The 12,824-nt window shown below is 72.4% G+C and carries 12 protein-coding genes; 3 read left to right on the forward strand and 9 right to left on the reverse strand.

What is annotated here, in order from left to right; all coding sequences use genetic code 11:
• The first annotated feature begins 19 nt into the window (after positions 1-19).
• Positions 20-1,642, forward strand: coding sequence for a malate synthase A (gene aceB / locus QK442_RS19625; protein ID WP_282695271.1), 1,623 nt, complete (start codon positions 20-22; stop codon positions 1,640-1,642).
• Positions 1,643-1,858: 216 nt separating this feature from the next.
• Positions 1,859-3,004, forward strand: coding sequence for a GDSL-type esterase/lipase family protein (locus QK442_RS19630; protein ID WP_282695272.1), 1,146 nt, complete (start codon positions 1,859-1,861; stop codon positions 3,002-3,004).
• On the opposite strand, the gene QK442_RS19635 is transcribed toward QK442_RS19630, so the two are convergent.
• Both QK442_RS19635 and QK442_RS19640 read right to left on the reverse strand, forming a co-directional pair.
• Positions 2,991-4,793 carry a hypothetical protein gene (locus QK442_RS19635; protein ID WP_282695273.1) on the reverse strand — a complete coding sequence of 601 codons (1,803 nt, stop codon included), beginning with the start codon at positions 4,791-4,793 and terminating at the stop codon, positions 2,991-2,993. The genes QK442_RS19630 and QK442_RS19635 overlap by 14 nt on opposite strands.
• 128 nt (positions 4,794-4,921) lie before the next feature.
• The gene (locus QK442_RS19640) at positions 4,922-5,884 is read right to left on the reverse strand and encodes a fibronectin type III domain-containing protein (protein WP_282695274.1); all 963 of its coding nucleotides are present in this window, start codon (positions 5,882-5,884) and stop codon (positions 4,922-4,924) included.
• Positions 5,885-6,027: 143 nt separating this feature from the next.
• Here QK442_RS19640 and QK442_RS19645 point away from each other — a divergent pair, with 143 nt between their 5' ends.
• On the forward strand, positions 6,028-6,618 hold the full coding sequence (locus tag QK442_RS19645) for a hypothetical protein (protein ID WP_282695275.1): 591 nt from the start codon (positions 6,028-6,030) through the stop codon (positions 6,616-6,618).
• A gap of 137 nt (positions 6,619-6,755) precedes the next feature.
• Here QK442_RS19645 and QK442_RS19650 read toward each other — a convergent pair whose 3' ends face one another.
• The 7 genes from QK442_RS19650 to QK442_RS19680 all read right to left on the reverse strand — a co-directional run bounded on the left by QK442_RS19650 (position 6,756) and on the right by QK442_RS19680 (position 12,751).
• Complete coding sequence (locus QK442_RS19650) at positions 6,756-8,102, reverse strand: nucleobase:cation symporter-2 family protein (protein ID WP_282695334.1); 1,347 nt, start codon at positions 8,100-8,102, stop codon at positions 6,756-6,758.
• A gap of 414 nt (positions 8,103-8,516) precedes the next feature.
• A complete protein-coding gene (locus QK442_RS19655) occupies positions 8,517-9,905 on the reverse strand; it encodes an 8-oxoguanine deaminase (protein WP_282695276.1) in 1,389 nt (462 codons plus the stop codon).
• Between the two features lie 192 nt (positions 9,906-10,097).
• A complete protein-coding gene (gene pucL / locus QK442_RS19660; RefSeq protein ID WP_282695277.1) occupies positions 10,098-11,045 on the reverse strand; it encodes a factor-independent urate hydroxylase in 948 nt (315 codons plus the stop codon).
• A 5-nt stretch (positions 11,046-11,050) separates the two neighbouring features.
• Complete coding sequence (gene uraH / locus QK442_RS19665; RefSeq protein ID WP_282695278.1) at positions 11,051-11,458, reverse strand: hydroxyisourate hydrolase; 408 nt, start codon at positions 11,456-11,458, stop codon at positions 11,051-11,053.
• Positions 11,455-11,970, reverse strand: coding sequence for a 2-oxo-4-hydroxy-4-carboxy-5-ureidoimidazoline decarboxylase (gene uraD, locus QK442_RS19670; RefSeq protein ID WP_282695279.1), 516 nt, complete (start codon positions 11,968-11,970; stop codon positions 11,455-11,457). Before uraD ends, uraH begins: the two co-directional genes overlap by 4 nt.
• Positions 11,971-12,125: 155 nt before the next feature.
• A complete protein-coding gene (locus QK442_RS19675) occupies positions 12,126-12,494 on the reverse strand; it encodes a helix-turn-helix domain-containing protein (RefSeq protein WP_282695280.1) in 369 nt (122 codons plus the stop codon).
• Positions 12,491-12,751, reverse strand: a complete 261-nt coding sequence (locus QK442_RS19680; RefSeq protein ID WP_282695335.1) for a hypothetical protein — start codon at positions 12,749-12,751, stop codon at positions 12,491-12,493. Before QK442_RS19680 ends, QK442_RS19675 begins: the two co-directional genes overlap by 4 nt.
• Positions 12,752-12,824 lie beyond the last annotated feature (73 nt).

Below are 12,824 nucleotides of genomic sequence, written 5' to 3' on the forward strand. Positions count from 1 at the left end.
CTGAAGGAAGTGACCGTCCATGTCCGCACCAGCGCCGTCCCCCCTGGTCGTCGTCGACGCCGAGCCCCTGCCGCGCCAGGAGGAGGTGCTGACGGAGGCGGCCCTCGCCTTCGTCGCCGAGCTCCACCGCCGCTTCACGCCGCGCCGGGACGAGCTCCTCGCCCGCCGGGCCGAGCGCCGCGCCGAGATCGCCCGCACCTCCACCCTCGACTTCCTGCCGGAGACCGCGGCGATCCGCGCCGACGACTCCTGGAGGGTCGCGCCGGCCCCGGCGGCCCTGAACGACCGCCGTGTCGAGATCACCGGTCCCACCGACCGCAAGATGACGATCAACGCGCTCAACTCCGGCGCCAGGGTGTGGCTCGCGGACTTCGAGGACGCCTCCGCCCCCACCTGGGAGAACGTGGTCCTCGGCCAGGTCAACCTGATCGACGCCTACACCCGGAACATCGACTTCACCGACGCGCGCACCGGCAAGTCCTACGCCCTGAGGCCCGCCGAGGAGCTCGCCACGGTCGTCATGCGGCCGCGCGGCTGGCACCTGGAGGAGCGTCACCTCACCTTCGAGGGCCGCCCGGTGCCCGGCGCGCTCGTCGACTTCGGCCTGTACTTCTTCCACAACGCGCAGCGCCTGATCGACCTCGGCAAGGGCCCGTACTTCTACCTGCCGAAGACCGAGTCGCACCTGGAGGCCCGCCTCTGGAACGACGTCTTCGTCTTCGCCCAGGACTACGTCGGCATCCCGCAGGGCACCGTCCGCGCCACGGTCCTCATCGAGACCATCACGGCCGTGTACGAGATGGAGGAGATCCTCTACGAGCTCCGCGACCACGCCGCCGGCCTCAACGCGGGCCGCTGGGACTACCTCTTCTCCATCGTCAAGAACTTCCGTGACGGCGGGCCGAAGTTCGTCCTCCCGGACCGCAACGCGGTCACGATGACGGCCCCGTTCATGCGCGCGTACACCGAACTCCTCGTCCGCACCTGCCACAAGCGCGGCGCGCACGCGATCGGCGGCATGGCGGCCTTCATCCCCTCCCGCAAGGACGCCGAGGTCAACAAGGTCGCCTTCGAGAAGGTCAAGGCCGACAAGGACCGCGAGGCCGGCGACGGCTTCGACGGCTCCTGGGTCGCCCACCCCGACCTGGTCCCGATCGCCATGGCCTCCTTCGACGCCGTCCTCGGCGACAAGCCGAACCAGAAGGACCGGCTGCGCGAGGACGTCTCGGTGGCCCCCGGCGACCTCATCGCCATCGACTCGCTCGACGCCAGGCCCACCTACGAGGGCCTGCGCAACGCCGTCCAGGTCGGCATCCGCTACATCGAGGCGTGGCTGCGCGGCCTCGGCGCCGTCGCCATCTTCAACCTGATGGAGGACGCGGCGACGGCCGAGATCTCCCGCTCCCAGATCTGGCAGTGGATCAACGCGGGCGTCGTCTTCGAGAACGGCAGGACCGCCACCCCCGAGCTGGCCCGCCAGGTCGCCGCCGAGGAACTGGCCGCGATCCGCGAGGAGATCGGCGAGGAGGCCTTCGCCGCCGGCAAGTGGCAGCAGGCCCACGACCTCCTCCTCCACGTCTCCCTCGACGCGGACTACGCCGACTTCCTCACCCTCCCGGCGTACGAACAGCTGATCGGCTGACGCCTCCCGCTCCTGCTCAGGGCCCGCCTCCCGGTGAACGCACAGCTCCGGGGCCGGGCCCTTCGGCGTCGTGGGTCCCTGGTGGGTCACAGGTGACGTGACGCAACCGAGATATGCAGCTACCTAGCGGTAATAAGACACGCCGTGCGAGATTCCGCCATGCCACCGGCCGGCGGCTGTCCCCCACGTCACTGCGTACCGCAGGAGCACACAGCCATGCCCTCGACGCCCCACCGCGCGCTGCGCGCGTTCCTGGCCCTGTGTACCGCCGCCGGGCTCGCCTCGCTCGCCGCTCCGTCCGCCCAGGCCTCCCCCGGCAGCGGTCCCACCGCCGTCGTCGCCATGGGTGACAGCTACATCTCCGGCGAGGCCGGCCGCTGGCTCGGCAACAGCCTCACCAACTCCGGCAGCCGGAACGGCACCGACCGGGCCTGGACCGGCAGCGGCTACGACCCGTCCCGGGTGTACGGCTCCACCGCGGGCGGCTGCCACCGCTCGGACACCGCCGAGGTGAAGAGCGCCGGGCCGATCGCGAGCTCCCTGATCAACCTGGCCTGCTCCGGGGCGACCACCAAGAACGTCTTCCGCGCCTCCCAGGGCGGGCAGGCGTACAAGGGCGAGGCCCCGCAGGCCGACCAGCTCGCGGCCGTCGCCGCCTCCCACGACGTGAAGCTGATCGCGCTCTCCATCGGCGGCAACGACCTCGGTTTCGCCGACATCATCGCCACCTGCGCGGCCGACTACATCGTCTGGTACTCGTACTGCCACGACGACCAGCAGGTCGAGGTCGACGCCAGGATCGACGGGGTGATGGCCGCCGTCGGCAAGGCCGTCGACGAGATCCGGGCCGTGATGACCGGCGCGGGGTACGCCGCCTCCGACTACCGGATCGTGCTCCAGTCCTACCCCTCCCCCATTCCGCGCGCCGCCGAGAACCGCTACTCCGAGAGCGGCTGGAGCCGGGTGAACACGGGCGGCTGCCCCTTCTGGAACAAGGACTCCGACTGGGCGCGGGACTCCCTGGTCCCCCAGCTCGCGAACCGGCTGCGGCAGGTGGCGGTGGCGAAGGGCGCGCAGTTCCTGGACCTGCGGGACGCGCTCCAGGGCCGCGAGGTGTGCGCGAAGGCGAGCCGTCAGGTGACGGCCTCGCTGCCGCCCTCGGGGGCGGCGAGCGAGTGGGCGCGGTGGATCGACAGCCAGAGCACCCAGGGGCTCGTGCAGGAGTCCATGCACCCCAACGCCTACGGTCAGCAGGCCCTCGGGCGCTGCCTCGCCCTGATCGACACCGTCCCGTCGGGCCACCGCGCCTGCCGGAACACGGCGGGCGCGGGTCCTTCAGGGATGTACCTCACGGCAGGCTGATGCCCAGCGGGCCGAGGACCCGTTCGGCACCGTGCCGGTCGGCCTCGGCCATCGCCTTCACCAGGGCGGCCGAGCCGCCCGGCCAGTCGGCGGCGGCCGCGTCGAAGGCGGCCCGCCGCGACTCCAGCGGGCCCTTCTTCGCGGGCAGCCGGTCCAGGAGGTGCAGGGCGCGGGCCGACACCGGCACCTGGACCGCGTCGGCCTCCTCGCCGCGCACCTGGAGCGCGTGCAGGGCGTAGGCGCCGATCACCGGGGAGCGCAGCGCCCCGCGCAGGGCGCCGGGTGGGGCGGTGGCCGTGTCGAGGAGCCCGAACAGGCCCCGTACGGCCGCCCCTTCGGAGGCGTGGGCGTGCGCCGTGTCGAACGCGTCGAGCAGCTGCGACCAGGCGTCGGCGGTGTCCCGGCGAGCGTGCAGCCAGTCGGCGAGCGCGCGCGCAGCGGGCGCGTGCGGCCACTCCGCGGCGGCGGCGACCAGCTCCCGCGCCGGCCAGGCGGCGGCCTCGGCGGCGGTGGGCGCGGCGACCCGGCGCACCCGGAGGAGGTAGCGGACGGTGGCGGCGCCGCGCGGGGTCAGCCCGAAGGCGTCGCCGGCACGGAAGACGAGGCCGGTGGCGGCGAGCCGGTCGACGACGGCGGCGAGTTCGCGGGCCGGGCCCTCCAGGCGGGCCCGGTCGTCCTCGTCGAGGCCGGTGGAGCCGGTCAGCCGGACGAGTTCGGGCACGGGCGGGGTGACGTACGGGCCGGCCGCGCCCTCCGGCACGGTCACGGGCACGTCCTCCAGGTCCGGGTCGACGGTCCAGTCCTCGTACTCGGCGGTCCGGCGGGCGACCGAGTCGGCGCCGCAGCCCCGCTGGTAGAGCGCGTACAACAGGTGCGGCGCCTCGCCGCCGTACGGCTCGTACTCCTCCTCGGCCAGTTCCTCGACGGCGGCGAGCAGCGCGTCGGCGTCCCGCTCGACGGCCCCGTCACCGCTCTCCTCCCCGGCGGGCGGCGGGACGGGGACGCCGGTGTCGCCGTGGTAGTCCATGTGCTCGTCGAGGAGGGCGTCGGCGAGGACGAGGTGGGGGAAGTCGTCGGGGCCCGGCGCGAAGTGGGCGTAGGCGCCGGTGAGCTGTTCGGCGAGCCCGGCGGCGGTCCAGCGGTCGAGGAGCGCGGCGGCGACCTTCCCGACGCCGGCGGCGACGGCGTGGTCGGTGAGGAGCGGCCCGGCGAGGGGCGGTTCCTCGGCGTCCCGTACGTAGGCGCGGGCGACGGCCTCGGCGAGGACGGTGTCGGCGAGCGCGGTCCGTCCCATGAGGTCGGCCCGCAGCACCCCGTCGGGCAGCGGCGCCCCGTCGAGGGCCCCGATCCGCCGCCGTACGTCCTCGGCGTCGCCGAGGTCGGCACCGACGGTGCGCAGCAGGGAGGCGTACCAGCGGTGCCAGGTGAGGTTGCCCGGGTCGTCCATGGCCCGTTCGAAGTCCCCTGCGCTCTCGTCGACTGCGGCCGCGACCCGCTCACGCAGGTCCCCGTCGAAGCAGCCGGCGAGCTCCCCGAGGACGGCCGGATAGGCCGCGAGCTCCCCCGGCGGCACGTACACGAACGTCGGCAGGTCCTCCACGAGCAGCCGCCGCACCAGATCCGGCCCCGGCTCCGGCAGTCCGCTCGCGCGGTCCGCGCCGCGCAGCGCGAGCAGCCCGAGGACGACTTCGGCGGCCCGCAGGAACGCGGGGTCCCGTGCCTCCGGCCCGCCGTCGAGGCGCTCGAGGAACCTGTCCAGCCCGGTATTGGTGAGAACGGTCTCGGCCACGGTTCCAGGGTAGGTCGGGGGCGGCGGGAACGGCCTGAGGGACACCCCCGGCCGGGGTGCCGCCCCGGGTCCCGCTCCGGGGCCTGCCCGGCGTCCCGTCCGGGTCCCGTCCGGCGTCCCCGTCCGGATCAGCGGACGACGACCGTCCTGGGGGCGGAGAAGTCGCCCCAGGTGCCGTCGGGGAGGCGGGCGCGGAGGGTGAGGGTGAGGGTGGTGCCGGGCGGGGACTGGGCGGGGAAGGTGTAGGCGGCGCGGCCGGAGGGCGGGGCGGTGCCCCAGGCGATGGTGGTGGCGAAGCGGCCGTCGATGTGGAGTTCGTGGTGGGTGACGGGGGCTCCGGTGTCGGGCGGGGTCCAGGTGAGGGTGATCTCGCCGTGGGCGGAGGTGGCGGCGAGGGCGAGCGGGGAGGTGTCGGGGGGTGCGCCGGGGGCGGGCGCGGTGGTGAGGTCGGCGGGGGCGCTGTCCGGGGAGGAGTTCTCGGCGGCGTCGCGGGCGCGGAGGGTGAAGGAGTAGGCGGTGCCGGGGCGCAGGCCGGTGAGGCGGGCGGTGGTGGCGGTGCCGGGGGCGGTGTGGACGCGGACACCGGACTGGTGGACGTCGTAGGCGGTGACGCGGGTGTCGTCGCGGGAGGCGGTCCAGGTGAGGACGGCGGCGCCGGGGCCGTCGGGGGTGGCGTGCAGGGCGCCGGGGGTGGTGGGGGGTTCGTGGTCCTCGGCGGTGGCGCGGAGGGTGGTGGCGGGGACGGCGGGGGTGAGGGGCGAGAGGTTGCCGGCGGCGTCGCGGGCGCGGACGGCGAAGGTGTGGCGGGTGCCGGGGGCGAGGCCGGTGACGTCGGTCATGAGGGTGGCGGCGGGGAGGTCCCTGACCGGGCGGCCGTCCTGGAGGACCTGGTAGCCGGTGACGGCCCGGTCGTCGGTGGCGGCCTCCCACATGACGTGGACGGTGGTGGCGCTGCCGGAGGTGGCGGTGAGGCCGGTGGGGGCGGTGGGCGGGGTGGTGTCCTTCGGCTCCGCGGCTCCGGCGCCGGAGCAGGCGGTGAGCGCGGCGAGCGCCGCACTTGTCAACAGGCGTGTGGCGAGCGGGCGTTGCACGGGCCGGCCTCCGTCCGTCGGACGTCCTCCAGAAAGGTCCAGACCTATATCGCACGCCGGCCGGGAGGTGCGCAAGGGGGCGTTGTCAGTGGGGTGCGCTTCACTGGGATCGTTACTCTCCGTAGTCGATTCTTGGGGGGATCATGACGGACCGTTGTCTGTACGTGTCGTCGGCCGGGGTACGGCGGCGCGGCTGGAGCGACACGATGGTGCAGGAGCTGCTCGGGCTGCCGGACGTGCAGGGGCGCGATCCGCGCCGGTGCGTCCCGGTGCGGCTGTACCTGCTCGCGCGGGTGGAGGCGGTGGAGCGGGCGCCGGAGTTCGCGGCGGCGTCCGCGGCCCTCGCGGGGGCGCGGCGGAGCGCCGCCGCCGGGGTGCTCGCCGAGCGGCGGCGGGCGGCCGTGCTCGCCGCGGTCCGGGCCGAGCCGATCGAGGTGCCCCGGCTGCCGGCGGCCGAGCTGGAGCGACGGGCGGCGCGCCACCGGCACCTGCTGACCCCCCGCGGACCGGACGGGGACGGTCTCGCGGCGGACGGTTCGCTCGTACGGTGGCAGGTCGGGTATCTGCGGCAGGCCCTGGCCCGGTACGAGACGCTGCTCGACGGGCTCTACGGCGACCTCGGGCGCCGCGAGGCCGAGCGGCTGCTGGGGCGCAGGCTGTACGCGGCGATCGCCGCCGCCTATCCGGCCCTGGCCCGGGAGTGCGCCCGGCGCATCGCGCTGGAGTGGCGGTGAGGGCGCCGGACAGCACGCGGCCCCGGGCCCCGCGGAACGCGCGGGGCCCGGGGCGGGCGGGACGGACGCCGGGGGTCCTGGTGCTGCGGGCCCTGAGGCTGTGGGCCGTGGTGCTGCGCATCCTGGTGCTGCGGGTCCTAGTGGGCGGGAGCCGCCTGGGTGCGGGACTCGGAGATCTCCTCGCCCGGCTCCATCGGGGCGGTCACCTCGTCGTCGTCCCGGCGCCCGCCGAAGTGGTTGAAGACCACGTTGAGCAGGACGGCCGCGACACAGCCGGTGGAGATGCCGGAGTCCAGGATGATCTGCGCGGTCTCCGGGAAGGCGTGGTAGAAGCCCGGACTTGTGATCGGGATGATGCCGACCGCCAGCGAGACCGCCACGATGAGCACGTTGTTGTCCTTCTCCAGGCCGGCCTTCACCAGGGTCTGGATGCCGCTGGCGGCGACCGAGCCGAAGAGGACGACGCCCGCGCCGCCGAGGACCGGGCGTGGCACGACCGAGATCAGCGAGGCCGCGACCGGCGAGAGGCCCATCAGGACGAGGAGGCCGCCGCCGCAGGCGACCACGAAGCGGCTGCGGATCCGGGTCATGGCGACCAGGCCGACGTTCTGGGCGAAGGCGCTGCACATGAAGCCGTTGAAGAGCGGGCTGAGCGCCGAGCCGAGCGTGTCGGCACGCAGGCCGGCCGCGATGGTCTTCTCGTCGGCGGGCCGTTCGACGATCTCGCCGAGCGCCAGCATGTCGGCGGTGGACTCGGTCATCGAGACCAGCATGACCACGCACATCGAGATGATCGCGGCGAGCGCGAACTGCGGGGCGCCGAAGTGGAAGGGGGTCGGGAAGCCGACGAGGTCCGCCTCGGTCACCGGGGTGAAGTCGGTGACGCCGAAGGGTATGGCGATCAGCGTGCCGACGACCAGGCCGACGAGGACGGCGATCTGCTTCAGGAAGCCGCGGGTGAAGCGGCGCAGCAGCAGGACGATGCCGAGGGTGACGGCGGCCAGACCGAGGAATCTGCCCGAACCGTACTCCTCCGCCGCCGGGTTGGGCCCCTGGGCCCAGCCGAAGGCGACCGGCAGCAGGGAGACGCCGATCAGGGTGATGACGGTGCCGGTGACGACCGGCGGGAAGAACCGCACAAGGCGGGAGAACCAGGGGGCGGCGAGGAAGCCGAGGAGCCCGGCGACGATGATCGCGCCGAAGATGACGGGCAGCGCGTCGGACTTGTCCTTCGTCGTGTCGACGATGGCGAGCATGGGGGCCACGCCGGCGAAGGTGACGCCGTTGACGAAGGGCAGTTTGGCGCCGATCTTCCAGACGCCGAGGGTCTGGAGGAAGGTCGCGAGGCCGGCGGTGAAGAGGCTGGCGCCGGTGAGGAAGGTGAGTTCGGTGCCGGAGAGGCCGACGGCCGCTCCGACGATCAGCGGCGGGGCCACCACGCCCGCGTACATGGCGGCCACGTGCTGGAGGCCGCTGGTGAACATCTTCAGTGGGGGCAGGGTCTCGTCGACCGGATGCTTGGTCCGGTCGTCCGGGGCGGGGCCTGCGTCGGGTGCGTTGCGAACCTGGGGCTTGGCGGCCACGGGGTTCCTCCGGTCGGTTACACGTCGGCGGCGACGCGGGTGTCAGGGAGGTGGTGCGCGGTGCTGTGCGGGAGGTGCGGCTCTTCGCGGGGTGGCGCGGTGCGCCGGGGGCGGGAGGTGCGGCGCGGGGACGGGCGGCCCGGTGGGGGTACGGACGCGGCACCCCGTCCCGGGGTGGGTGACGGCGTCACCGTCCCGGGGCGCGGCACACGGGTCTGCCGTGTGCCGCACCCCGGTCTGGCTGCCGCGGGCCCCGCTCGGGTCCGCGGCGACCGGTCGGGGGCCGTCCCCCCCGACCGGATTCCGGGGGGAGGGTCAGCCCTGGGCCGCGATGCGGGCCAGGCGCTGCGCCTCCGTGCGCGCGTCGCGCGCGATGGTGTCCTCGTCGACGGTGAGCAGACGGTTGTTCTCGACGATCTGCTCGCCGTTGACGAAGGAGGCGGTGACCGGGGCCGCCGCGCCGAAGACGATGGCGGTGACCGGGTCGGCGATCGAGGAGTGGCCGAGGCCGTCGATCTTCCAGAGGACGAAGTCGGCGAGCTTGCCCGCCTCCAGGGAGCCGATGCTGTCGGCGCGGCCGAGGACCTGCGCGCCGCCGTAGGTGCCCAGGCGCAGGGCCTGGCGGGCGTTGAGCGCGGCCTCGCGGTGGGCGCCGAGGCGGTTGATAAGGAGGGCGTTGCGGAGCTCGGTGTGGAGCTCGCCGGACTCGTTGGAGGCGGTGCCGTCGACGCCGAGGCCGACCGGGACGCCCGCCTTCAGCATGTCGGGGACGCGGGCGATGCCGGCGGCGAGGCGCGCGTTCGACGACGGGCAGTGGGCGACACCGGTCTTCGTGCGGGCGAAGGCGGCGATGTCGGAGTCGTTCATGTGGACGCAGTGCGCCATCCACACGTCCTCGCCGAGGAAGCCGGTCGACTCGAAGTAGTCGGTCGGGCCCATGCCGAACAGCTCGTGGCAGAACTTCTCCTCCTCCACGGTCTCGGAGCCGTGGGTGTGCATGCGCACGCCGAGCCGGCGGCCGAGGGCGGCGCCCTCGCGGAGGAGCTCGGTGGAGATGGAGAAGGGCGAGCAGGGGGCGACGGCGACCTGCGTCATCGAGTCGAAGGAGGCGTCGTGGTACTTCTTCACCGTCTCCTCGGTCGCGGCGAGCGCGCCCTCGGTGGTCTCGACGGCGAAGTCCGGCGGCAGGCCGCCGTCCTTCTCGCTGCGGTCCATGGAGCCGCGGGCCAGGGTGAAGCGCACGCCCATCTCGGAGGCGGCGCCGATGATCGCGCCGGACAGGTCGCCGGAGCCCTGGGGGAAGACGTAGTGGTGGTCCATGGCGGTGGTGACGCCGCCGCGGGCCATCATGGCGAGCGAACCCTGGGCGGCGACGCGCACCATCTGCTCGTCGATCCGCGCCCACGTCGGGTAGAGCGCGACCAGCCAGTTGAAGAGGTTGTGGTCGGTGGCGAGGCCCCGGGTGATCCACTGGTAGAAGTGGTGATGGGTGTTGATCAGACCCGGCGTGATCAGGTGGCCGGTGGCGTCGATCCGCCGTACCACGTTCTCCAGGTTCTCGGGGGCCTTGCCGGCGCCGAGGGACTCGATCCTGTTGCCGGCGACGACGAGGTGGCCGGAGGCGTACTCGGTGTCGTTCGCGTCGACGGTGGCGATCGCCGCGTTCTCGATGACGATGCGCCGGTCTGCCGAAGGTGCTGCCATGGCGGTGCTTCCTTCATTCCTCATGGGTGGGGTGGGCACGGCAGGACCCTAGGAGGATTTGAGTGCCGGGGCCGTGTGACGGCTCCGGGTGCCGAGATGATGAAAGAACAGGTTCGGCGGGACGGCGGCGGGTGCGCCGGCGTCGGCCCGCCGGTTCCGGTCCCCGCCCGCGGCGGGCGGGGACCGGGTCGCTCAGAGATTGGTCATGTCGACCGGGATCAGCGCGGTGGCGCCGTCCCGCAGGACCGTGGCCTCGATGAGGCCGTACATGCGGTCGGCGGCGTAGTAGACCTCGTTGTCGTTCTTCAGCCCGAAGGGCTCGAGGTCGACCAGGAAGTGGTGCTTGTTGGGGAGCGAGAAGCGCACCTCGTCGATCTCCGCGCGGTGGTTGATGATCCGCGTGGCCATCTGGTACAGCGTCTGCTGGAGGGAGTACGAGTAGGTCTCCGCGAAGGCCTCGAGCATGTGGCGCTTGGTCTGCTCGTAGGACCGCTCCCAGTTGGGCATGCGCTGCTCGTCGTCGGTCCAGTTGAACCGCCAGCGGCCGGAGACCTGGGTGGCCAGGATGCGGTCGTACGCCTCCTGGAGGGTGGTGTACTTGTCCTTGATGTAGCCCCAGAACTCCGAGTTGGTGGAGTTCATGACGACGAGGTCCTTGAGGCCGGAGATGACCTCCCACTTCTCGCCGTCGTAGGTGATCTGGGTGACGCGGGTCTCCTGGCCCTTGCGGACGAAGGAGTGGTTGACCTCGTCGGCGCCGATGAACTTGGAGTTGGCGTCGGAGGAGGCGATGCGCTCCCAGGCGTACTCCTCGATCCGGATCCGGGCCCGCTTGATCGGCTCCTGGCTCGTCACGAAGTGGCGGGCGAGGTGGATGCCGAACTGCTCGGCGGACTCGATGCCGTACTCCTTGGCGAACGCGAAGACGGTGTTCTTCGTCGTGTCGGTGGGGAGGCAGTGGGCGTTGGAGCCGGTGAGGTGGACGTCGTCGAGGTCGCCGGAGAGGGCGACGGAGACGTTCAGGTCCTTGATGTGGTGGGTGGCGCCGTCCCGCGTGATCTTGACGACGCGGTTCTCTGCTTTGCCGTACTGGTTCTGGCCGAGGATCACAGGGTGGGCAGGGCGGGAAAGGGGTGTCATGTCTGCTAGCTCCCTCGGTAAACGGAGTAGCCGAACGGGTTGAGCAGCAGCGGTACGTGGTAGTGCTCGCCCGGCTTGACGGCGAACGTGATCGCCACCTCCGGGAAGAAAGCACCGGCCGGACCGCTGTCCCGATTCGCGGGGGCGTCCTGCTGCGCCTCGGCTTGCTGGTTCTGCTTGCTCAGGAAGTACGCCTCGGTCTCGAAGTCGAGACGTACGTGGGTGGTGCCGACCGGCAGGGCCGGCAGGTCCTTGCACCGTCCGTCGGCGTCGGTGGCCGAGCCGCCGAGCGCGACCCAGGCGGCGTCGGAGCCGGCGCGGGCGGCGAGGCCGATCGCCACGCCCTCCGCGGGGCGCCCGATGCTGGTGTCCAGGATGTGGGTGGACACCGAGGCCGTGGTGTCGGTGCTCATGCGGCGCTCTCTTCCTCTACGAGACGGGTGAGCCGGATGCGGTTGATCTTGCCCAGTTCGGTGCGGACGATCTCGCGCTCCTGCTCGGGCGAGTTGCCGATCCGTTCCTTGACCGCGTCACGCATCTGCTCGCCGGTCCTGCCGGTGGCGCAGATGAGGAAGACGTGGCCGAACCTCTCCTGGTAGGCCAGGTTCAGTTCGAGCATCTCGGCCTTGAGTTCCGCGGAGGAGCCGGCCATCCCGCTCTGCTCGCGGGTGGAGGTGGCATCCCCTTCCTTCGGACGACCGATCGGCGGGTGGCCCTCCATCGCCTCGGCCAGGTCCTCGGCGGTGAGCTCGGCCATGGCGGCGTCGCTGGCGAGGAAGAGGGCTTCGGCGGTGGCGTACGGGCGCTGGGCGAGGATCCTGCTCCCCCATGCCGAGCTGGAGCACACCTCGTGGAGCGTGGCGAGCGCCTCGCTGTCCGCGGAGGTGTTGAACCGGATGAGGCCCGGTGTCGTACCTGAAGTCACGGGAAGCCTCCGTGGCTGTTTTTCGCTGTGCGTCGGACGGGCTGCGGATAGCTAACGCTCTCGACAACACCACGTCAACACTTTGTTGAAAAGTCGGGGACACAAAGGCCGTCGTCCCGGCATGTGGACGACGGCTTGTGGCCACTCTTGATCAACTAGGCGTTCTTGGAGCCGTTTTCCCTGTTCAGGTAGTTGTACACAGTGAAGCGGCTGACACCCAGTGCACTCGCCACCGTCTCCACCCCGTGGCGCACCGAGAAGGCGCCGCGGGTCTCAAGCAGTCGGACTATCTCCTGTTTGGCCTTGCGGTCGAGCTCCGACAGCGGCACTCCGTGCCGCCGTTCCATGGCCGCGAGGATGCGGTCCAGGGAGTCCGAGAGCTGCGGCAGCCGTACGGCGAGGACGTCCTCGCCCTCCCAGGAGAGCACGACGTCGTCGGCCGCGGCCTGCGCCGGCTCCAGCACTTCCGCGCCCATCGCGTCGACCAGCGGCTTCACCGCCGCCGCCAAGGGATGCTCGGTCATTTCGCGTCCTCCCCGCCCTCGCCGATCACATTGACCTGGAGCGAGACCCGGGTGGCGCCGGCACCGAGCGCCTTGCGCAGCAGCTCGTCGACGGCGGTGAGGACGGCGTCGGCACCGCCTTCCGCGGTGTTGCCGAAGGGGCCGACGTCGACGGCGTCCAGGTCGGCCGACTGGATGACCTCACGAGCCACCACCGCATGGGCCGGCGCCTCGTCGAGGTCGAACGGCTCGGTCGTGAACTCCACTCTCAAACGCACCATGCCCCCACGCTACGGGCCGTGCGGCGCCCACGGGAGCCCCGGACCTGCGGGGACCTCTTGACAAGTGGGG

Source organism: Streptomyces sp. CC208A, from assembly GCF_030010625.1.
In the GTDB taxonomy this organism is placed as follows: Bacteria; Actinomycetota; Actinomycetes; order Streptomycetales; family Streptomycetaceae; genus Streptomyces.

Bases quoted from the DNA above. Each gene is read 5' to 3' on its own strand.
- pucL (WP_282695277.1), bottom strand. From the start codon at position 11,045: ATGACACCCCTTTCCCGCCCTGCCCACCCTGTGATCCTCGGCCAGAAC.
- QK442_RS19645 (WP_282695275.1), top strand. From the start codon at position 6,028: ATGACGGACCGTTGTCTGTACGTGTCGTCGGCCGGGGTACGGCGGCGC.
- uraH (WP_282695278.1), bottom strand. From the start codon at position 11,458: ATGAGCACCGACACCACGGCCTCGGTGTCCACCCACATCCTGGACACC.
- QK442_RS19655 (WP_282695276.1), bottom strand. From the start codon at position 9,905: ATGGCAGCACCTTCGGCAGACCGGCGCATCGTCATCGAGAACGCGGCG.
- QK442_RS19630 (WP_282695272.1), top strand. From the start codon at position 1,859: ATGCCCTCGACGCCCCACCGCGCGCTGCGCGCGTTCCTGGCCCTGTGT.
- QK442_RS19650 (WP_282695334.1), bottom strand. From the start codon at position 8,102: ATGTTCACCAGCGGCCTCCAGCACGTGGCCGCCATGTACGCGGGCGTG.
- QK442_RS19675 (WP_282695280.1), bottom strand. From the start codon at position 12,494: ATGACCGAGCATCCCTTGGCGGCGGCGGTGAAGCCGCTGGTCGACGCG.
- aceB (WP_282695271.1), top strand. From the start codon at position 20: ATGTCCGCACCAGCGCCGTCCCCCCTGGTCGTCGTCGACGCCGAGCCC.